This is a genomic window from Cognataquiflexum nitidum (assembly GCF_022538055.1).
Classification (GTDB): Bacteria; Bacteroidota; Bacteroidia; order Cytophagales; family Cyclobacteriaceae; genus Cognataquiflexum; species Cognataquiflexum nitidum.
Genome location: NZ_JAKZAM010000013.1, coordinates 87,863 through 107,620 on the forward strand (window position 1 = coordinate 87,863; position 19,758 = coordinate 107,620).

15 protein-coding genes are annotated in these 19,758 nt (G+C 39.9%); 12 read left to right on the top strand and 3 right to left on the bottom strand.

Annotated features, from left to right (window positions below):
- Positions 1-119 precede the first annotated feature (119 nt).
- The 12 genes from rlmD to MMU07_RS10730 all read left to right on the top strand — a co-directional run bounded on the left by rlmD (position 120) and on the right by MMU07_RS10730 (position 16,446).
- Positions 120-1,526 (top strand): 23S rRNA (uracil(1939)-C(5))-methyltransferase RlmD, encoded by a 1,407-nt coding sequence (rlmD, locus tag MMU07_RS10675; protein ID WP_241125864.1) that lies wholly within the window; start codon positions 120-122, stop codon positions 1,524-1,526.
- Complete coding sequence (locus MMU07_RS10680) at positions 1,523-1,900, top strand: hypothetical protein (protein ID WP_241125865.1); 378 nt, start codon at positions 1,523-1,525, stop codon at positions 1,898-1,900. The genes rlmD and MMU07_RS10680 overlap by 4 nt, the downstream gene beginning before the upstream one ends.
- Before the next feature lie 285 nt (positions 1,901-2,185).
- Entirely contained in the window at positions 2,186-2,788 is a 603-nt protein-coding gene (locus MMU07_RS10685; protein WP_241125866.1) for a sigma-70 family RNA polymerase sigma factor, read from the top strand.
- Positions 2,789-2,907: 119 nt separating this feature from the next.
- Positions 2,908-3,942, top strand: coding sequence for a FecR family protein (locus MMU07_RS10690; RefSeq protein ID WP_241125867.1), 1,035 nt, complete (start codon positions 2,908-2,910; stop codon positions 3,940-3,942).
- Positions 3,943-4,084: 142 nt separating this feature from the next.
- Positions 4,085-7,567: a SusC/RagA family TonB-linked outer membrane protein gene (locus MMU07_RS10695; RefSeq protein WP_241125868.1), complete on the top strand. Its 3,483-nt coding sequence runs from the start codon at positions 4,085-4,087 to the stop codon at positions 7,565-7,567.
- 11 nt (positions 7,568-7,578) lie between these two features.
- Positions 7,579-9,099 (top strand): SusD/RagB family nutrient-binding outer membrane lipoprotein, encoded by a 1,521-nt coding sequence (locus MMU07_RS10700; RefSeq protein WP_241125869.1) that lies wholly within the window; start codon positions 7,579-7,581, stop codon positions 9,097-9,099.
- Between the two features lie 77 nt (positions 9,100-9,176).
- A complete protein-coding gene (locus tag MMU07_RS10705) occupies positions 9,177-10,112 on the top strand; it encodes an RraA family protein (protein WP_241125870.1) in 936 nt (311 codons plus the stop codon).
- A gap of 24 nt (positions 10,113-10,136) precedes the next feature.
- Positions 10,137-11,423: a mandelate racemase/muconate lactonizing enzyme family protein gene (locus MMU07_RS10710; protein WP_241125871.1), complete on the top strand. Its 1,287-nt coding sequence runs from the start codon at positions 10,137-10,139 to the stop codon at positions 11,421-11,423.
- Positions 11,424-11,477: 54 nt separating this feature from the next.
- Positions 11,478-12,758 carry a mandelate racemase/muconate lactonizing enzyme family protein gene (locus MMU07_RS10715; RefSeq protein ID WP_241125872.1) on the top strand — a complete coding sequence of 427 codons (1,281 nt, stop codon included), beginning with the start codon at positions 11,478-11,480 and terminating at the stop codon, positions 12,756-12,758.
- Between the two features lie 20 nt (positions 12,759-12,778).
- Positions 12,779-13,729: an RraA family protein gene (locus MMU07_RS10720; RefSeq protein ID WP_241125873.1), complete on the top strand. Its 951-nt coding sequence runs from the start codon at positions 12,779-12,781 to the stop codon at positions 13,727-13,729.
- Positions 13,730-13,782: 53 nt separating this feature from the next.
- A complete protein-coding gene (locus MMU07_RS10725) occupies positions 13,783-15,267 on the top strand; it encodes a mandelate racemase/muconate lactonizing enzyme family protein (protein ID WP_241125874.1) in 1,485 nt (494 codons plus the stop codon).
- Between the two features lie 99 nt (positions 15,268-15,366).
- Positions 15,367-16,446: a bile acid:sodium symporter family protein gene (locus MMU07_RS10730; protein ID WP_241125875.1), complete on the top strand. Its 1,080-nt coding sequence runs from the start codon at positions 15,367-15,369 to the stop codon at positions 16,444-16,446.
- Between the two features lie 56 nt (positions 16,447-16,502).
- On the opposite strand, the gene MMU07_RS10735 is transcribed toward MMU07_RS10730, so the two are convergent.
- The 3 genes from MMU07_RS10735 to mce form a co-directional block, all read right to left on the bottom strand.
- Positions 16,503-17,489, bottom strand: coding sequence for a hypothetical protein (locus MMU07_RS10735; RefSeq protein ID WP_241125876.1), 987 nt, complete (start codon positions 17,487-17,489; stop codon positions 16,503-16,505).
- A gap of 684 nt (positions 17,490-18,173) precedes the next feature.
- Complete coding sequence (gene thiL / locus MMU07_RS10740) at positions 18,174-19,202, bottom strand: thiamine-phosphate kinase (RefSeq protein WP_241125877.1); 1,029 nt, start codon at positions 19,200-19,202, stop codon at positions 18,174-18,176.
- Positions 19,203-19,302: 100 nt separating this feature from the next.
- On the bottom strand, positions 19,303-19,707 hold the full coding sequence (mce, locus tag MMU07_RS10745) for a methylmalonyl-CoA epimerase (protein ID WP_241125878.1): 405 nt from the start codon (positions 19,705-19,707) through the stop codon (positions 19,303-19,305).
- Between the last annotated feature and the right edge of the window lie 51 nt (positions 19,708-19,758).

Genomic DNA, 19,758 nt, shown 5'->3' on the forward strand with positions numbered 1-19,758 from the left:
TCAGATGTTTTTAGGAAGATAGATCATATCGTGGCTTTCAGGAATCAGGATTGGTTTAGCTTGAGATTTTAATTTTTCATTTCTCCAATCTTCCGAGCCAAAACCTTATTTTTGCGCCCATGTCAAGAAAGATGAAAAATAAAGTAATCCCTAACCTGAGGATTGAAAGGATAGCGGCGGAAGGTAAATGTGTAGCACATCATGAGGGAAAAGTGGTTTTTGTACAGAATACAGCTCCCGGTGATTTGGTGGATGTCCGCATCAGCAGAGGAAAAAGCTCCTTCATGGAGGGGGAAGCCATTAGATTTCATGAATATTCTAAAGACAGAATCGAACCTTTTTGTTCTCACTTTGGAACTTGCGGAGGTTGCAAATGGCAACATATCAATTACGATTTACAGAAAAATTACAAAAGACAGCAAGTTGTCGATCAGTTTGAAAGGATAGCCAAAGTAGAAATTCCTGAAGTATTGCCAATTCTTGGCTCGGCAAAAACACAATACTACCGCAACAAACTTGACTTTACATTTTCCAACAACCGTTGGCTGACGAGAGAAGAAATCAATTCCGGGGCCCAATTTGAAAGAAATGCCTTGGGGTTTCATATTCCCAAGATGTTTGACAAAATAATAGATATCGATCATTGCTATCTTCAGGGAAATATTTCCAATGAAGTCCGTATAGCGGTGAGAGACTTTGCCTTGGAAGAAAAACTCTCCTTCTATGACATCCGAAATCAGGTCGGACTTCTGAGAAACCTGATTATCAGAACCACGAGTACAGGTGAATCAATGGTCATTGTCCAATTTGGCGAGGATGACATGGAGTCTGTCAATAAAGTCATGAAATTTCTTCAGCAAAAATTCCCCCAGATCACTTCCTTACTTTATATCATCAACCTGAAAAAGAACGAAACCTTCAACGACCTTGATGTCATCACCTTTTCAGGCAAGGACTACATAGAGGAAGAAATGGAAGGCCTCAAATTCCGGATCGGTCCCAAATCTTTTTACCAGACCAATTCCGAACAGGCTTACGAACTTTATAAGGTTGCAAGAGATTTTGCCGGCCTTCAGGGCAATGAAGTGGTTTTTGACCTTTATACCGGTACAGGCACAATTGCAAATTTTGTGGCCAAAAACGCAAAACAGGTCATAGGGATAGAATATGTCGAGGCTGCCATCGAAGATGCAAAGCTAAACGCCACAGTGAATGGAATAGAAAATACCCAGTTTTATGCAGGTGACCTGAAGGATATTCTGACTGAAGATTTTGCAAAAAACCATCCAAAACCTGATGTCGTCATCACCGATCCTCCGAGGGCAGGGATGCACGAGGATGTGGTCAAAATGTTATTGAAACTGGAAGCTCCAAAAATCGTGTATGTAAGCTGCAACCCAGCCACCCAAGCGAGGGATGTGGCTTGGCTATCAGAGAAATATTCGGTAGATAAAATCCAGCCGGTGGATATGTTTCCCCATACCTATCATGTAGAAAATGTAGTACGCTTAACTTTAAAACCATGATTTCAGATTTCAATGATCCCGAACTAAGCGGCAAATATCTTGGAACCATTACCAAAGACTTTGTCAAAGTTTCGGATATCCTTAAAGAAGCTTCCTATCAGGTCAGAAGTAGAAAATTCTCTGACTTTCCGATCTTTCCTATTTCAAAAGATGTACAGCCTATTGGAAAATTGCTTTTGGGCAAAGTGGAAAAAGACTTGGATTGGAATTATTTCATCACCTACGTAGATGAATTTTTACAAAGGAAACTTATAGCTGAGGAATTATTGGATGAATTTAAGGCTGCTTACAAAGACCCCGATGAGTTCTGTTGCCTCTTTGTAATGGATGGGGTCTTTACAAGTTTCGTGTATATACCTTATCCTGAAGATTAAGTTTTATAAAGTCCTGAAAAATTCAGGACTTATTATTTTTATAAACTCATCGAAATTTGACGAGGTTTTTTGATTTTTTTTTCCTTTTAACCATACTATTCTACCTCAGGTTGATCAAATCCACCCGGAATTACACGAGACTATTGATTTTTTTAGAAAGCGTAATTATATTGAGTTGTTAATCGAATACGGAATATTATTTCACCGATTAATATTATGTAAAAATATCGTTGTTAGACTCACTATTTATCCGTTCCTTTAATTCAATTACTTATTTTCTTAAATATGAATAAAGAAAAAGCATTTGATATTCCTTCAGCAGTCTCAAGACTCAGGGAAGGTGATGAAAAAGCTTTTTCGTTGCTCTATGATTTTTTTAGGTCCAAGGTTTTTTTTACTTCAAAAAAAATGAACCTTTCTACAGAAGATGCGGAAGAAATTGTACAGGAAGTATTTTTGATCATATGGAAAAACAGGCAAAACCTCAACTCTGAGTTTTCTTTCAATGCCTATCTCCTTAGCATCCTCAAATCCTTAATCATCAAAAAGTCTAAGAAGGAGGCGAAGAGGATTGCATTTGAAGTCTACACGCTGTCTACTCAGGAATTAGAAAGCAATGAAACTGAGTTAGATATTGAGTATTCAGAATTTGAGAGAATTTCAATTTCTGAAATCGAAAAATTACCCAAAACACAAAAGGAGATTTTCAAAATGAAAAATTATGAAAACCTCCATGCAGGAGAAATCGCTGAAAAATTAGGTATTTCAAAAAGAACAGTAGAAAGTCATATTTATGTGGCAACAAAGGCCATTAAGAATAAGCTACAAAAGAAGTACTTAATAGCCATCAAATCTTTGGTAATTGGGGTGATATACTACTTTTTATAATCATCTCTAGCTATATATCCTTCCTAAAATTTCTTCTTTTGAAAAAAAATTAAAATATTTTTGATTGCGGACTAAGTAAATCCTCTCTGACCAAGCTATATATAGCAAAGAGAAATTTAATGAGTTACAGCAAACAGGATATTGATAGATTTTTTGAGGGAAAACTTTCAAAAAAAGAAGCAAAAGATTTTTTGAACTGGTTGGATTCCCCTGCCGGTGAAGCGACATACAATGCCATCATTGAGGATGTATGGTCAGATGAATTGAAAAACACAGATGAAGCTCCGGAGAAAGCAGACCCACACATTTTTGTAATTGCAAAAAATGAGCATCAAACCAAACAAATTTCATTTTCTCCGACAAAAAATCCAAAAGACAGGTCAAAAACTATTTGGACATTGACAGGAATAGCTGCCACTTTGGTTCTTCTCCTTTCCGCAAGCTATGTTTTTTATTTTGATAGTCTCTCCAATGATAGTGTCGATACCATTGCGGCCATAGAAGTCAAAACTATTGAAAGGTTGACCCCAAGAGGAAATAAGAAAATTATTTCCCTTCCCGACGGTTCGACAGTGGTGTTGAACGCTGACAGCAAATTGACATATGATAGTGATTTTACCCAAAACAGGACCATCAATTTAGAAGGTGAGGGATTTTTTGATGTCGTCAGAGACGAAGAATATCCATTTAAAGTAATCACAAATAACATCACTACCACTGCATTGGGGACTAGTTTCAATATCAAGGCCTACGATGGGAATCCAAGTATTCAGGTAACCTTAGCAACAGGAAAAGTTCGCGTCGAAAACAGCCTTGATAAAAATTTACTTGAAATCCAACCTGGAGAAGCTGTCTACTTTTCAGAGGAAGATAACTCCCTAGAAAAACAAAATGTAGATGTTTCCAATGTTTTGAGTTGGAAAGACGGAATCCTTCATTTTGAAAAAACACCTTTCAACCTGATTATAGAAGATCTTGAAAGGTGGTACGGAGTAGAATTTAAAGTAATAGGAAGTAAAAAAATACCGGAATACAAATGTTCCGGGACGTTCAAACCGCATGAGTATTTATCCAATGTCTTAAATGTACTTAGCTATTCTGTTGATTTTGATTATACAATAGACGGAGATGAAGTTATCCTTGAATTCAATTAACCTATGCCTATGAAACATAAAAAACACCGACAATCCTATCTTCCTCTATAAATAGAGGTGATTGTTCCCGATCATATCTAATCAGAAATGTAGGGGAAATAAGTACCATAATTCAATAATTGATACTAACAAAACCCAAAATATGTCACAATCACTACGACAAACAACGATTATGGTCTTCAAACGTGCAATGTTCAGTGCGTTTCTTATGACCATAGGCTTAAATTACGTCTTTGCAAACAGCAATTTGGACCAGATAAAAAGTATTGATGAAGTTTACATCAAACTTGAAATCAGGAAAGGAAGTTTGGAAAACATCCTAAATGCAATTGAAAGCAAAACAGATTACAGCTTTTTTTATACTGAAAAGAATTTAAAAAACAACTCTAACATCGAGCTTTCGACCTCAGATGGAACAGTAGCTGAGGTTCTTACAGAGATTGCCAGCAAAAAAAACCTTCACTTCAGGCAGGTCAATAATGTCATCAGCGTAAAATCACTTTCGCCAGATATTTCGACAAAGAAAATTGACATTGAAATTTCTGATGTGGATGTAGAAATCTCGGGAACTATCACGAGTGAATCAGGTGAAACAATACCGGGTGTCGCTATTTCAATTGAAGGCACCACTTTAGGAACGGTTTCGGACATTGATGGAAAATACAGGATCTCGGTACCTGAGGGTTCAACCCTTGTATTTTCTTACATTGGATTTGCAACCCAAAGGATCGAAATCGGAAACCAATCTGTGATCAATGTAGTCATGGCACAGGAAGCTAGAGCACTTGAAGAAGTGGTTATAGCTGCTTTGGGTATCCAAAAGACTTCGAGAAGTATTGGTTATTCTGCGACAAACGTTGGTTCAGATGAAATGACGATCAACAGGACACCTAATTTCATGAATGCATTGCAGGGAAAAATCGCCGGCGTGGCAATTTCCCCAATGGGAACAGGTCCAGGAGGAACTACCAAAATCAGGATCAGAGGTCAATCTTCTATTTCGGGTCAAAACAATCCCTTGATAGTAATCAATGGTATCCCAATCGATAACACCAACTTTGGTACAAATCCAGGTAACAGTGGTGCAGACAATTCTATCGGTGTAAGAGGTGGTGGTGTAACTTCTGATGGCGGTGATGGTCTCAGCAGTATTAACCCGGATGATATTGAAAGCATGACTGTTCTAAAAGGTGCTGCAGCATCTGCACTTTATGGATCAAGAGCCAAGGATGGGGTTATCATGATCAACACCAAGTCCAGAGGCGAATCAAAAGGAATAGGAGTTACTTATAACCTGAACTATACCAATGAAACCCCCTTGGATTTTACAGATTACCAATATGAGTATGGACAAGGCGAGCAAGGTGTAAGACCGACTACCCCGAATCCTACTTCAGGACAATGGTCCTTTGGAGAAAAATTTGCGCCGGGTATGACACAGGTTCTTTTTAATGGTGTCACTGTCCCCTACGCACCTGTAAAAGGAATAATCAATGATTTCTTCAGAAATGGACAGAATGTTACCAACTCCATCATGTTATCTTCCTCAAGTGACAAAGGTGGTCTTAGCTTCTCTTTCTCGGATCTAAACAGTAAGGGAATTGTTCCCAATAACTCCTTTAATAGAAAGACTATTTATCTGGGTTTTGGATACCAACTGAGCAAAAGGTTAAACTTCAAGGGAAACATCAATTACTCGATCGAGGATAATAAAAACCCTCCAAACGTAGCAAACCAAGATAACTCTATTCCTACGGCGCTTTACAATATGGCCAATTCGATGCCTCTGAACGTATTGGATGAAAATAAATTTGATGCCAACGGCAACGAAGCAGTTTATTCAAGATTCAGAAACAGAACCAATCCATATTTTACCCTTGCCCAACAGTTTAATAATATTAAAAGGGACAGGATTTTTGGAAATGTGGCTGTAAAATATGACATAACTCCATGGCTATATATCCAAGGGCGTGTTGGACAGGATTATTGGTCAAGAGACCAGGATTACAACAACTTCCCTACAGGTCAGGCCTCCTTGGCTGCTGCCCCTGCAGGATTTGTAAACGGTCTTTACACCCAGGAGTCAAGGAGGTTTAGAGAAGTAAACGCTGATTTCATTCTTTCTGCAAACAAAGAATTTGGTGATTATAGTATCAATGCCAATATCGGAGGTAACCACATGCAGCGAAGCTTTGATGTCAACAATGTACAGGCAAGGGATTTTATTGTGAGAGACCTCTACACTGTTCAAAATGGAAGGGTAAAAGACCCCATCTTTGACAGGTCTGAAAGGGCTGTAAATTCACTCTTCGGTTTTGCTGAATTTTCTTATAAAAAATTCTTATTTGTAAACGGAACCATAAGAAACGACTGGTTTTCAACTCTTTCTCCAGAAAACAGAAGCATCCTGTACCCTTCAATATCTACAAGCTGGGTATTTACAGAGAATACCGGAACAACAGGTTGGATGAATTTTGGAAAATTGAGATTGGCTTATGCTGAGGTGGGAAGTGACTCTGATGTGGGGCCATATTCTAATGTGCTCTTCTACGGTGTCAATGCCAACTTATTCAACAACCAACCTGTCGGTGGACCTCTTGGCGGAACACTTCCCAACCCTAATCTGAAACCTATGCGAGTGGCAGAGACTGAAATCGGATTAGAGATGAAGATGTTCCAAGGCAGAGTTTCATTAGACCTTGCAGCTTACAACAAGCTCACCAGTGACCAGATCGTAAGTGCACAGATTTCTGATGCCTCCGGTTTTGTGAATACTTCTATCAACAGTGGACAAAGTAGAAACAAAGGCCTAGAAATGCTCTTGTCTGTGGTTCCTGTAGAAAATGAAAACTTCACTTGGGAAGCTTCGTTCAATGGGGCCTACAATATCACAGAGGTTTTAAGCTTATTGACTGACACCCCAGGTGAGAGAATCACAGTAGGAAATCACGTCTTCAATGGTGAATTAAGACAGATCGTAGGTCAGGAAATGGGCCAAATTGCGGGATTTGGATACAGAAGAGATGATCAGGGAAGACAGATTTTCGGTGCAAATGGACTGCCTTTGAGAACTTTAGACCTGATTAATTTTGGAAGTGCACTTCCAAGATGGATAGGTGGTATAAACAATGCATTCAATTATAAAGGAGTTTCTCTTTCGTTCTTGATTGACTTCAGATTAGGTGGAAAAATGCTTTCCGGGACCAACTTCAATGCTGTAAGGCATGGATTGCACAAAATGACCCTCGAAGGCCGTGAAGGTGGTGTCGTTGGTAATGGTGTCAATCTAGCCGGCGAAACAAACACTGCAGTTGCACCTGTTCAGTCTTATTGGGAAATAGTAAGGTCCCAAGCTTTGGTAGAACCGGTTATTTACAATTCCGGTTTCTGGAAATTGAGACAAATCACCATGGGATACGATTTCACAAAATTCATCCCTAAAAATTTCCCAGTGAGCGCTGTCAGACTAAACCTTGTGGCCAACAATGTTTTCATGATCAAGAAATGGGTTGATAACATTGATCCGGAATCATTTGGTTATACCTCAGATAACCTTGTCGGAATGGAATCCACCGGACTTCCAACCACAAGAGGTCTAGGCTTCAATCTTAATGTCAAATTTTAATCAGAGCTACCATGAAAAAGATATTTAATTTTATCCTCCTTGTGCTGATGCTAGGCTACAGTACATCATGTGACCAAAACTTTGATGAGCTAAACACCAACAGAGTTGCTGCTACTTCAATCGATCCTGCTTTCCAGCTGAATAATGCTACCATCAATTCATCACCAAATTCTTTTGGAATGTTGGTTTACGAAATGGGTATCGTTCAGCAAATCATTTCCCCAAACTCAGGTGTTTTGACAGGTGCAAATTTCAACCAGGACAACAGGGCATCCACCCAAGACAACTGGCAGAAGTATTATAGAAATGTGATCAAAAATACCAAGGATATCATTTCCAGAATTGAAGATGATCCTACTAGAAGCAACCTTTTGCAGATGACAAGGATTATTCAGGCTTATGGATTTATGGTTCTTACTGACTCTTATGGTTCTATACCTTACGCAGAGGCAGGTGCAGGATTTAGCGATCAGGTCTTTTATCCAAAGTATGACACACAAGAATCAATTTATACTGACCTCATCAAGGAATTGGAAGAAGCCTCGGCTGCACTTAATACTAGTGGCAGGGTCGAAACAGCTGATATCCTTTACGCAGGAAATATTGCCAAGTGGAAAAAGTTTGGCTATTCACTTCTTTTGAGAGCAGGTATGAGATTGAGCAATGCAAATCCAACCCTTGCACAACAGACAGTAGCAAAAGCGTTTGCAGGAGGAGTAATTATCTCTAACAGTGACAATGCCGTAATCGTACACGATGCCAATTATGTCAATCCAGCGGGAAATACTTTGAATGCAACTGAGGCAGCGAACTTCTATATGACTGAACCATTTGTAAATTTCCTAAAAAGCACCAATGACCCAAGGTTAAGGGCGATTGCTGTAAGGTACGTGGGTGCAAAATCAGGTTCAGAGCAGCAGCCTGCCCGACAAACTTTTGATCCATCCCTTCAGATTGGGATGCCTATGGGTAACGACAATGCAGGTGCGGTTCAAGTAGCGGCAAATTTAGGACTCGCAAGTTTTTATGATTTCAGTCAGGTAGACAGAAGAAGGGTTGCAAAAATTACTGCACCGGGATTCATGGTCACTGCATCACAGACAAATCTTCTACTTGCTGAAGCAAGACAGAGAGGTTGGGTTACAACAGGGACTGCAGCCGAATATTTTGAAGCTGGCGTTAGGGCACATATGGCACAAATGGCCTTGCATGACGCTGCCTCAACAATTCCTGATGCAGACATTGATGCATATATCACAGCAAACCCTTTGACTGAGGCAACTGCACTTCAGCAAATCAATTCTCAGTATTGGGTTTCTTCTTTGATGAACGGGCCAGAGGCATTTGCAAACTTCCGAAGAAGCGGCTTCCCGGCACTTACCGCAAATCCATTCCCTGGTAGAGAGGTATTGTTTATCAACAGGTTGACCTACCCTAACTCCGAGATTTCTGTGAATTCAGAAAACGTAAATGCAGCTATTGCTGCCCAAGGAACAGATGACCTTGAAACAAAGGTTTGGTGGGATAAATAATTAAGAATGAAGGTCCGGCATAGACCGGGCCTTCATTTTTCTACTCAATCATCAATTTCACTAATTATCAAATCAAAATGACTAGGAAAATAATCCCTGTTCTGCTTTGCTGTTTTATTATGCTTGGCAATATTCAAGCACAACAAATATCAAAAGAGGAGCTGACATATCTCACTCGTGAATGGAAAGGAGAACGATTTGAAGATGGACGTCCAAAGGTTTCGGATGATCTTTTGAAGCGTATGCGCCTTGTCACCCATGATGAGGCTTGGGCCGTGATGAAAAATGCCGGCTACAAATACCAATACGCAGACGGTTGGCAAACCATTAACCCCGACAGTATCCTTATAGGAAGAGCAGTCACAGCCACTTTCTTACCGGGAAGACCTGATATCCATAATGCGATAGATGATAGGGGCAAAAAAGAAGGGAAACGGGGGCAAAATTCCTGGCCTGTAGACATCCTTGTAAAAGGTGATGTGTATGTGGCGGATCAGTTTGGGATCCATGTCGATGGCCCTACTATTGGAGATAATGTAGGAAATGCCATATATGCCAAAACCGGAAACGGAATTGTCTATGACGGCCCCATAAGAGATATTACCGGATTAAAAGAAATCGGAGGGTTTACCTCTTATTTCACAAGCTACCACCCCTCCCATCATAATCAGCAGGGAAATTTAAATACGATGCTTACAGGGATCAACCAACCTACTAAGATAAGACAAGTCACAGTAATGGCAGGTGATGTGGTGTTGGGAAGAGATGGAGGTGTGTCTTTCATTCCTCCGCATCTTGTGGAGCAGGTGGTCATTACTTCCGAAGTAGTCAGACTTAGGGATATGTTTGGCCACGAAAGATTGAGAGCAGGCGTCTACACCGCTGGTCAGATAGATACCAGGTGGTCTGATGATATAGAAAGGGATTTTTCAAAGTGGCTCAATGAGCACATCGACGAGCTCCCCATTGCTAGAGAACAGATTCAGGAAATCCTAAAGAAAAGGACTTGGTAAACCTTCAACCCAAAATCTCTCTGCATGAAAACTGACAAAAACAGAAGATCTTTTATCCAAAAAAGCCTCTTGGCAGGGGTTGCGACTTCAGCCCTGATTCCGGGATTTGGTTCGGAGTTGGTAGCAGCTGTAGATCGAGGCCCTAAGTATTCTAATCCATCCGACCTCAAAATAACAGGAGTCAAAACAGCCTTTATGAAAGGTCATGGTACCCATATGTTTGTAAAGCTCACCACCAATCAGGGAATTACAGGATATGGCGAAGCGATGGATGCAGTCAGGGGAACTTATGGGGTAGCCTCAGGCACTGAAGGTTGGGATAACATGACTCAGTTTTTGATTGGTCAAAACCCATTGGAAATCAATAAAATCGTAGAACAGATTTTGAGAAGAGGCCACTTTAGCGGTGCTCAAGGAGGAATGTTTGTAGCCGTTCTTACAGGAATTGAAATTGCACTGTGGGACCTGGCCGGAAAAGCCATGAACCAGCCTGTATATAGGCTGATGGGGGGAAAGTTTAGGGATAAAATCCGATTGTACTGTGACAGTGCAAGCAGTTCCGAAAGCCCTGAAGACATGGCGGCAGGTGCAATGGAGGTAAAGAATGCAGGTTTTTCAGCTATAAAGTTTGATTTGGATTGGGCTGCTGACCCAGCAAAACAAGATGAGTTTAACAGGACAGCTTCCAATGGAGAGATAGATAGGATGGTCAAGCAGATCACTGCTGTAAGGGAAGCTATCGGCATGAACATGGACCTCTGTCTTGATGCCCACGGCAGGTATGATTTGCCATCGGGAATTCAGATAGCCAAAGAAATGGAGCAATTCAAGTTGATGTTTTTGGAAGAACCTATTCCTGCAGAAAACCTCGATAGCCTAAGAGAAATCACAAGCCAGACCACTACCCCTATTTGTACCGGAGAAAACCAGTATCTGGCTCATGATTTTAGGAAAATTCTTGAGAAAAAAGCTGCTGATATCATCATGCCTGATCTACATAAGTGCGGGGGAATTGGTGAAGGTCAGCGGATTGCCAACTTGGCAAATTTGTATTATGTTCCCGTGGCACCTCATATGGTAGCCTCACCTTTTGGTGCTATGGCCGCTTGTCACTGTTGTGCTTCGATTTCCAATTTCCTTTGTTTAGAATGGCATTGGTTTTCCAAATGGAAACAATGGGATGAGCTAATTCTAGAGGCACCATTGATCAAAGAAGGTTATATCCATCTTACTGACCGACCGGGAGTAGGAGTCACACCAAATGAAGATGCCATAAGAAAGTATGCTGTAGCAGACGCTCCATTCTTTTAGACAAAAAATCATCCATCAAAAAAACAGAAGAAAAATCACATTACAACCCATATTATGAAAAACAGTAAAGACAGCAGAAGGTCATTCATTCAAAAAGGATTGGTGGCAGGATTGACAGGTGGAGCCTTATTTTCGACATTTGGACAAGGCTTAAATGCTGCAGTTGACAGACAATCCCCCTATTCCAATCCATCAGATCTCAAAATCACAGACGTGAAATGTGGTTATGTCAGGGGAGCTCTTTATGTAAAAATTTATACCAACCAGGATGTTTGGGGTTGTGGTGAAGCAGTAGATGCCATTCATGGTACTTACCACCTTGTCAAAAGAATGGGAAACATGATCAAAGGCCAAAGCCCTCTTAATCCCAACAGAATAGCTGAACAGTTAAGAAAAGGGGCATTTTTTGGTGGTGCCCAGTCGGGAGTTTTTGTAGCTGTCATGACCGCTATCGAAACTGCACTTTGGGATCTGACAGGGAAGGTTTTCGGTGTACCTGTTTACCAATTATTAGGTGGGAAATTCCGGGATAAAATAAGGGTGTATTGCGATACAGCATTGTATACCTCTACCAACCCATCTCCTCAAGATTACGCCAATGCAGCGAGAGGTGCGGTGGACCGAGGCTATAATGCAGTAAAATTCGATGTAGACGACGCTAGAGATCCCAACAAATATGATAGATTTAATTGGACTGCAAATCCCATGGAAATTGACAGAATGTATAATGCCATCGCTGCTGTCAGACAGGAAGTAGGTCCAAACATTGATATCTGTGTAGACATGCACGGGAGATACGATGCCATTACCGGCTTAAAAATGGCCCAAATGTACGAAGACCTTAACCTCATGTGGCTGGAAGAACCTATTCCTGCAGATAATCCTGAGGTTTACAAATCCATAACCTCTCAGACTTCTACCCCTATCTGCACGGGGGAGAATATTTATCTTGCTTATGGATTTACACGATTGCTTTCAGAATCTGCCGTAGATATCATTATGCCTGATATCCAAAAAGCCGGAGGCCTAGGTGAAGCACAAAGGATCGCAAACCTTGCAAATCTCTATTATGTGCCATTCTCACCACACATGGTTGCCTCTTTCTTAGGGGCCATGGCAAGTTGCCATGTCTGTGCTTCAGTTCCTAATTTTCAGATAATGGAATGGCAGATTTATATGGATACCGATCAACTTTGGAAAGATATCGTCACCTATGATGGTCCTAGAACAGAAAATAGTTTCATCACACTTTCAGAAAAACCTGGTATTGGGGTGGAAATCAATGAAGAAGGAATGAAAAAATATGCGGTTAAAGACCTACCGTTTTTTGAATAATGTAAAAAAACCAAATAACCATGAATCGTAAAAACAGATTTCCAATAATGCTTTTGTTGACAGCCTTGATTTTAACTTCAGGGCTTGCGGAGGCACAAAATGTGGGTTCTTCACCCGATTATATCAAAGCCCTTACTTCAGAATGGAAGGGAGAAAGGTTTCCCGATGGAAGACCAAAAGTTTCTGACCAGATTTTAGAAAGATTAAAAAACATATCCATCGAAGAGGCTTGGGGAGTGTTGCGAAACAAAGGCTACCAAAACCAATATGAGGGCAATTGGCAGATTATCCTAGAGGATGAAGCCATGACAGGCCGGGTTGTGACTGCCCAATATATGCCTTTGCGACCTGACCTTCAAAATCAGGTAAAAGAACAAGGTGTCAACAAAGAAGGACGTTCTCCAAAAGGGGGTACCAATTCATGGCCGATTGATATCCTGACAAACGGCGATGTATACGTGGCCGACGGATACGGAAAAATCGCTGACGGTACTTTGATTGGAGATAATCTTGGGAATTCAATCTATGCCAAATCCAAACGGGGTGTGATTTTTTACGGATCTGTCAGGGACCAAGAAGGCCTATCTGAAATCAAAGGATTCAATGCTTGGCACAAAGGCCAAGATCCTTCTTTCATCAATCAGATGATGCTAACCTCCATCAACGCCCCAATCAGGGTAGGAAGGGCTACCGTACTTCCCGGAGATGTCGTTCTTGCAAAAAAATATGGTGTGATTTTCATTCCTGCGCATTTGGTAGAGGATTTGGTACTTACATCGGAAGTGACAGGATTGAGAGATGAATTTGGACATCTAAGGCTTCGCGAAGGAAAATACCTAGCAGGTGAAATAGACAGTGAATGGACTGAAGCCATTAAAAAAGATTTTCTCGCTTGGTTGAATAATTACCCCGGTAAGCTGCCTATGACCAAGCAAGAATTGGATAATTACCTCAAGGAGAGAAACTACTAAACACCAAATTCTAAACTAATACATGCACAATTAACCAATAAACCATAAATAACATGAAAACCACTTTAAAAAGTATCATTTCAAATCAAAAGGAACAGGAACGGCAGTATGCGGTACAGCGACAGGCCGAAATCGACCATATTGACACCAAAGCGAATAGAAGAGATTTTTTGAAAAAAACTGCCTTGGGAGGAATGTCCCTCACCGCCCTCATGGGATTGAGTTTTGAGGACACAATGGCGCAGACCACTTCAAAAGTACAAAAGGCCTCTGCCCCTTCTGATTTAAAAATCACAGATCTCAGGTATTGTGTCACCACTGTCTTAGGCAGAACAGCCATTATCAGAATAGACACCAACCAAGGTATATATGGCCTTGGTGAAGTCCGGGATGGAGCAGACCCACGCTATGCCCTGATGCTTAAAAGCAGAATTTTGGGAGAAAACCCATGTAATGTGGAGAAGATTTTCAAAATCATCAAGCAGTTTGGCGGACAAGCCCGTCAGGCTGGTGGTGTCTGTGCTGTGGAAATGGCATTATGGGATCTTTGTGGAAAAGCCTACAATGTACCGGCATGGCAATTATTAGGAGGAAGATATAGAGATAGCGTCAGGCTCTATGCAGATACACCTACAGGTGATACTCCTGAAGACCAAAAAGAGAAAATCAAATACCGTACTGAGGTACAGGGATATTCTTGGCTCAAAATGGACGTATCCATCAATCAGGTCAAAAACATTCCCGGCACGCTGAACAACACTTCTATATTGAACCAAAATTCAAGTCAGTGGCAAGGCGGTTATATGTCTTATGCAAATACAAAACACGCCTTTACAGGGGTTCAGATCACGGAAAAAGGTCTGGATGAATTAGCAAAAATTGTTCACAGTGTACGGGAAATGGTTGGCTATGAAATTCCGATTTCTACCGATCACTATGGACACATTGATGTCAACAACTGCATCAAACTTGGTAAAGTATTGGAAAAATATAATTTGGCTTGGTTGGAAGACATGGTGCCTTGGCAATGGACCGAGCAGCATAAAACGATCACAGATGCCTTGGAAACTCCAACAACTACAGGAGAGGATATTTTCTTATTAGAAAACTTCAAAGACCTCATCCATAACCATGCAGTAGATATCGTCCATCCGGACCTTGCTTCATCGGGCGGTTTGTTAGAAACAAAAAGGGTTGGCGATTATGCAGAAGAGTTTGGAATCGCTATGGCGATGCACCAAGCAGGCACGCCGGTTTCCTTCATGGCAAACGTTCATTGTGCAGCAGCAACTCAGAATTTCCTTTCTTTGGAACACCATTCTGTAGATCTCCCTTGGTGGGAAGATATGGTGAGAACCACTGATGGCAGCAAAATGATTGTCAAAGGTTATGCCCCTGTTTCTTTGACTGCACCTGGGTTGGGAATAGAATTAAATGATGAAGTAGTGAAGCAACACCTTCACAAATCAGATTCCTCCTACTTTGCCCCGACTACCGAATGGGATGAAAAAAGATCCCATGACAGGACTTGGAGCTAAGTAGATTGATTGTAGTAATAGTGCCATCCGAAAGCTGGGAGCAATCCCGGTTTTCGGATATTTTTGCTAATGTTGTAAACTCAATTAACCCATAATCCTTTGAAAAACGCCATCATAAAAATAGCCAAAATTTTATCTGTCATCTTCTTCTTTCTTTCCCTTGGCATTTCCATATTCCAAGGTTTAAGCAATTCAGGACCATTTTGGATTCTATTTTTGATTTCCCTAGGTATCATGTTTAGAGGATATGACAAGCTTAAAGGGTTTACTTACACAGTCATGATTTTTGCCTGCGTGACGGCAGCGATGTTTTACCCAATGACTTTCGTACAAGTCGGAGAATATAAATTAAGTGGACTGATTGTTCCCCTTCTGCAGATCATCATGTTTGGCATGGGGACCTCCATGAGTTTGGGAGATTTTGCAGGGGTTGTCAAAATGCCCAAGGGAGTAATTATCGGGATTATGCTTCAGTTTACCATCATGCCATTTATAGGCTATACTTTGGCAAAACTAAGCGGTTTCCCACCGGAAATCGCAGCTGGAATTATCTTAATCGGTTGCTCTCCGAGCGGTATGGCATCCAATGTGATGAGCTTTTTGGCCAAAGCTAACCTTGCTTTATCGATTACAATTACTGCATTTACGACAATGCTTGCCCCATTTGTAACTCCTGTCTTGATGGGATGGTTAGCGGGAGAATTTGTGGAAGTGGATGTATGGAAAATGGTTTGGGATATCATCAAAATTGTAATAATTCCAATTGGCGCAGGATTGATTTTCAATAAATTTCTAAGTGGAAAAGTCAAATGGCTTGACGCTGCCATGCCTTTGGTTTCGATGATAGGGATAGCTTTGATCATCACCATCATCACGGCTGCAGGGCGGGATAGCTTATTGAATATCGGTCCAATTTTGATTTTGTTGGTAGTGTTCCACAACATGGCCGGTTACACTTTAGGCTATTGGGCAGCAAAACTATTCAGAATGAATGAACGAGACTGCCGAACTTTGGCATTGGAGGTGGGAATGCAAAATGCAGGATTGGCTTCGGGAATTGCCAAGGAAATGGGAAAAATTGCTACCGTCGGTCTTGCTTCTGCCGTTTTCGGACCATTTATGAATATCACCGGATCAATATTGGCTTCGTATTGGCATAGAAAGCCACCGAAGGATTAAGTGTTATTTAAGAAAAAACTATTTGGTGGCAATTTTTGCCGAAAAACATACGAGACTTAATCTAATTCTAACTTAAAAATTACTAATTCATCTTCGTATACTATTCCAATTTTAGAATCACTTAGAACAAAACCATCATCAGGTATTGCATCATTAATTTCAGGTAAAACATAGGAATGGCTATAAGATAAATCAGATATGTTATAAAGATCAAGAATTCGGTTTTCTCCTAATTTTCTTTCCCCAACATTAGAAATAATGGCAAGGTAATTTCCTAAAATAAAGCTGTCAATTATCAGATCGGGAGCTTCATCTAACATGAATCCGTCTCCAATTTGTTTTACTTGAGGAATTGGAAATTCTTTTAAGTATTTTCCCACATTCAGTTCTTTGGTTTTAGTATCGAAGGTGAACCATTGATCAGAAAAATAGGGGGTAAACACTACCATGTTTTTGTTTTGAAGTAATTTTCCTTCATGAATTAAGAAAGAATAATCTAAGTCGTAGAGTTTATTGATATTTTTTATAGGAATGAATTCGGATTTTTTAATGTCAAAAAAATCAAATTCCAATTTCATTTTCGAACCTGAACTTAAGGTTATCAAGAGGTCTTCATTTAAAAAAACCCCTCTTTCCACATTTTTGGTAAACTTATGGTAGTAAAAGACGGAATCAGAAAAATCCTGGATTTTAAAAGTGCTTTTTTCAGTATCGAATATGGCTGCCTTATAATCTGCAAAAACATGATAGTTTCTTACCAATAAATTCTCTTTTGGTCCATCTCCCCAGCCTCCCAAAGTATCTATTACTTGAAATGAGGGATCAAGTTTAAATAAGCTTTTATTCGAGTATTCATAAGCAAAAACAAAATCCCTATAAGCCTGAAACCTAATTAAGGGAAGATCCAAAGTAATTATTTCAACTTCTTGTAGGTTTTTAAAATTTCTTTCTTCCTTATTATTTCCACCAATTTTACATCCAGAAACAAAAAGTAAGGCATAGCTTACATAAAGCCATGCCTTTCCAAATTTTGAGTTGTTCATTAAATCAAAAGATTATTATAGTTCCTTTACCTTTATATATAGTACCCATTGTATGTGAATGCATACAAATTTGCGAATCGCCATTTGGGCAAATAATACCTTGCTTACCATTGGAAACTTCTTCTTGGGCAGTTAAAAATCCCTGAAACAGAATTATCACCAAGATAACTAACGAAAATTTTATAATGTAATTTTTCATTATTGAATTGTTATAATTGTTTGACCTCTTCCTTTTCTAACAGGTATTCCTTCTCGTGTTGTGTAACATAGATATTTATCACCTGAAGGACAAGCAATAGTGGTAGTTTGCGCTTCAGTATTTGACGTTGTAATTGTCGTTGCAAAAACGACCATTACTATTATAATTGGTAAATAAAATAGGTTTTTCAAAACATTTTTTTTTATTAAATTATTTATACGCTGTCCACAAGCCTTTTGTGAAGGTTTGATATACTATTTGCCGGCTTTTGTTATATCGATTTTAAATAAAAAAAAAAAAACAGTTTATTTCCTAACTTTTGTTTAATTAAATGGTATTAAATTTAATTATGGTAACCTATAGGAATTTTTATAATTAAAAAATGTAAAAAAACAGTGATTAAATTAAGGATTCTTTTGAACAAAGAAACCTTCATATATTCAAACTCCTAAAGGGCATAATTATAAACAATTAAAACGTAGCGACTAAAAATGCTTCCAGCCCTGTGCTTTCAAAGAAACCACTGTTCCACTTTTGGTTACCATAAGTTTGCCATCTTCCGCTTTGGTCACATGGCCGATGAAATGGATATCGGGGTGTTTTTCTAATTTGGAGAAATCTTTTTGGTCGATCGTAAAGAGCAATTCATAATCCTCTCCCCCATTCAACACACAGGTTATCGGATCGAGATTCAGTTCTACCGCAGTATCAAAAGTCTGTTTGTCAATCGGCAGTTTGTCTTCATAAATCGTCACTCCTACCCCTGAAGCTTTGCAGATATGAAAAAGCTCCGAAGCCAATCCATCAGACACATCTATCATACTTGTCGGGACAATCTCCATTTCCCGCAATTCATGGATGATGTCCATCCTAGCTTCGGGACGAAGCTGACGGCCTGTGACATATTGGAATCCATCCAATTCAGGTGTCATTTCGGGATTGGCAAGATAGACTTGCTTTTCCCTTTCCAATATCTGCAATCCTACCAAAGCGCCACCCAAATCGCCTGTCACGCAGACAATGTCATTGACTTTGGCACCTGACCTGAAGCTGAGTTGTTCTTTTTTTGCTTCTCCGATGGCTGTAATAGATATGACCAAACCTGACCGTGAAGCCGTGGTATCCCCGCCTATTACATCTACTCCGTAATGTTCCGCTGCGGCGTTGATTCCCGAATACAATGCATCTACAGCTTCTACCGAAAACCTATTTGACAAAGCGATGCTGACTGTAATCTGTTTGGGAATGGCATTCATGGCCGCCACATCGGAGACATTCACAGCTACAGCCTTGAATCCCAAATGTGGCAACGGTGCATAAGAAAGATCAAAATGTACCCCTTCCAAGAGTAAATCTGTAGTGACTACCTTTACATGATCTCCCGCATCTAGGACCGCCGCATCATCTCCGATACCGAATGAAGTAGAACTGTTTTTGATTATAATACTTTCTTTAAGGTGGTCAATTAGACCAAACTCCCCTATTTCACCTATTTCTGTTCTTTTTTCTGACATCTTTTTTTTCAAAAGGATTTAAATCCTGCTTATATTTTTAAATTCTCGAAGCTACCTCCTATCAATCTTCAAATTTTTCAATCTTCCAATCTTCCAATCATCAACCGTTCTTCTCCTGACACAATTCCACCAAAACCCCGTTGGTGGATCGAGGATGCAAAAATACAACTATTTTGTTGTCGGCACCTGCTTTGGGTGTTTCATTGAGAATCTCAAAACCTTCACTTTTCAACCTTTCCATTTCCGCATAAATATCTTCGACATCAAATGCGATGTGGTGGACTCCCTCGGATTTTTTATCAATAAACTTTGCAATAGGACTATCGGGTCTAGTCGCTTCCAACAATTCAATTTTTGTCTCCCCAATCATAAAAAAAGAGGTTTTTACCCCTTCCCCTTCTACCGCTTCTTGCTTATAATTATCCTTCCCTAATAATTTCGAAAACAGTTCATTGGATTTTTCCAAATCTTTGACAGCAATACCTAAATGCTCAATTTTTCTCATTTCAATATTTTTTTATCTTTGCTATTGAATTTATTCAACCCTACGCATGTT

Bases quoted from the DNA above. Each gene is read 5' to 3' on its own strand.
- rlmD (WP_241125864.1), top strand. From the start codon at position 120: ATGTCAAGAAAGATGAAAAATAAAGTAATCCCTAACCTGAGGATTGAA.
- MMU07_RS10685 (WP_241125866.1), top strand. From the start codon at position 2,186: ATGAATAAAGAAAAAGCATTTGATATTCCTTCAGCAGTCTCAAGACTC.
- mce (WP_241125878.1), bottom strand. From the start codon at position 19,707: ATGAGAAAAATTGAGCATTTAGGTATTGCTGTCAAAGATTTGGAAAAA.
- MMU07_RS10680 (WP_241125865.1), top strand. From the start codon at position 1,523: ATGATTTCAGATTTCAATGATCCCGAACTAAGCGGCAAATATCTTGGA.
- MMU07_RS10720 (WP_241125873.1), top strand. From the start codon at position 12,779: ATGAATCGTAAAAACAGATTTCCAATAATGCTTTTGTTGACAGCCTTG.
- MMU07_RS10705 (WP_241125870.1), top strand. From the start codon at position 9,177: ATGACTAGGAAAATAATCCCTGTTCTGCTTTGCTGTTTTATTATGCTT.
- MMU07_RS10700 (WP_241125869.1), top strand. From the start codon at position 7,579: ATGAAAAAGATATTTAATTTTATCCTCCTTGTGCTGATGCTAGGCTAC.
- MMU07_RS10695 (WP_241125868.1), top strand. From the start codon at position 4,085: ATGTCACAATCACTACGACAAACAACGATTATGGTCTTCAAACGTGCA.
- MMU07_RS10715 (WP_241125872.1), top strand. From the start codon at position 11,478: ATGAAAAACAGTAAAGACAGCAGAAGGTCATTCATTCAAAAAGGATTG.
- thiL (WP_241125877.1), bottom strand. From the start codon at position 19,202: ATGTCAGAAAAAAGAACAGAAATAGGTGAAATAGGGGAGTTTGGTCTA.
- MMU07_RS10710 (WP_241125871.1), top strand. From the start codon at position 10,137: ATGAAAACTGACAAAAACAGAAGATCTTTTATCCAAAAAAGCCTCTTG.
- MMU07_RS10690 (WP_241125867.1), top strand. From the start codon at position 2,908: ATGAGTTACAGCAAACAGGATATTGATAGATTTTTTGAGGGAAAACTT.
- MMU07_RS10735 (WP_241125876.1), bottom strand. From the start codon at position 17,489: ATGAACAACTCAAAATTTGGAAAGGCATGGCTTTATGTAAGCTATGCC.
- MMU07_RS10725 (WP_241125874.1), top strand. From the start codon at position 13,783: ATGAAAACCACTTTAAAAAGTATCATTTCAAATCAAAAGGAACAGGAA.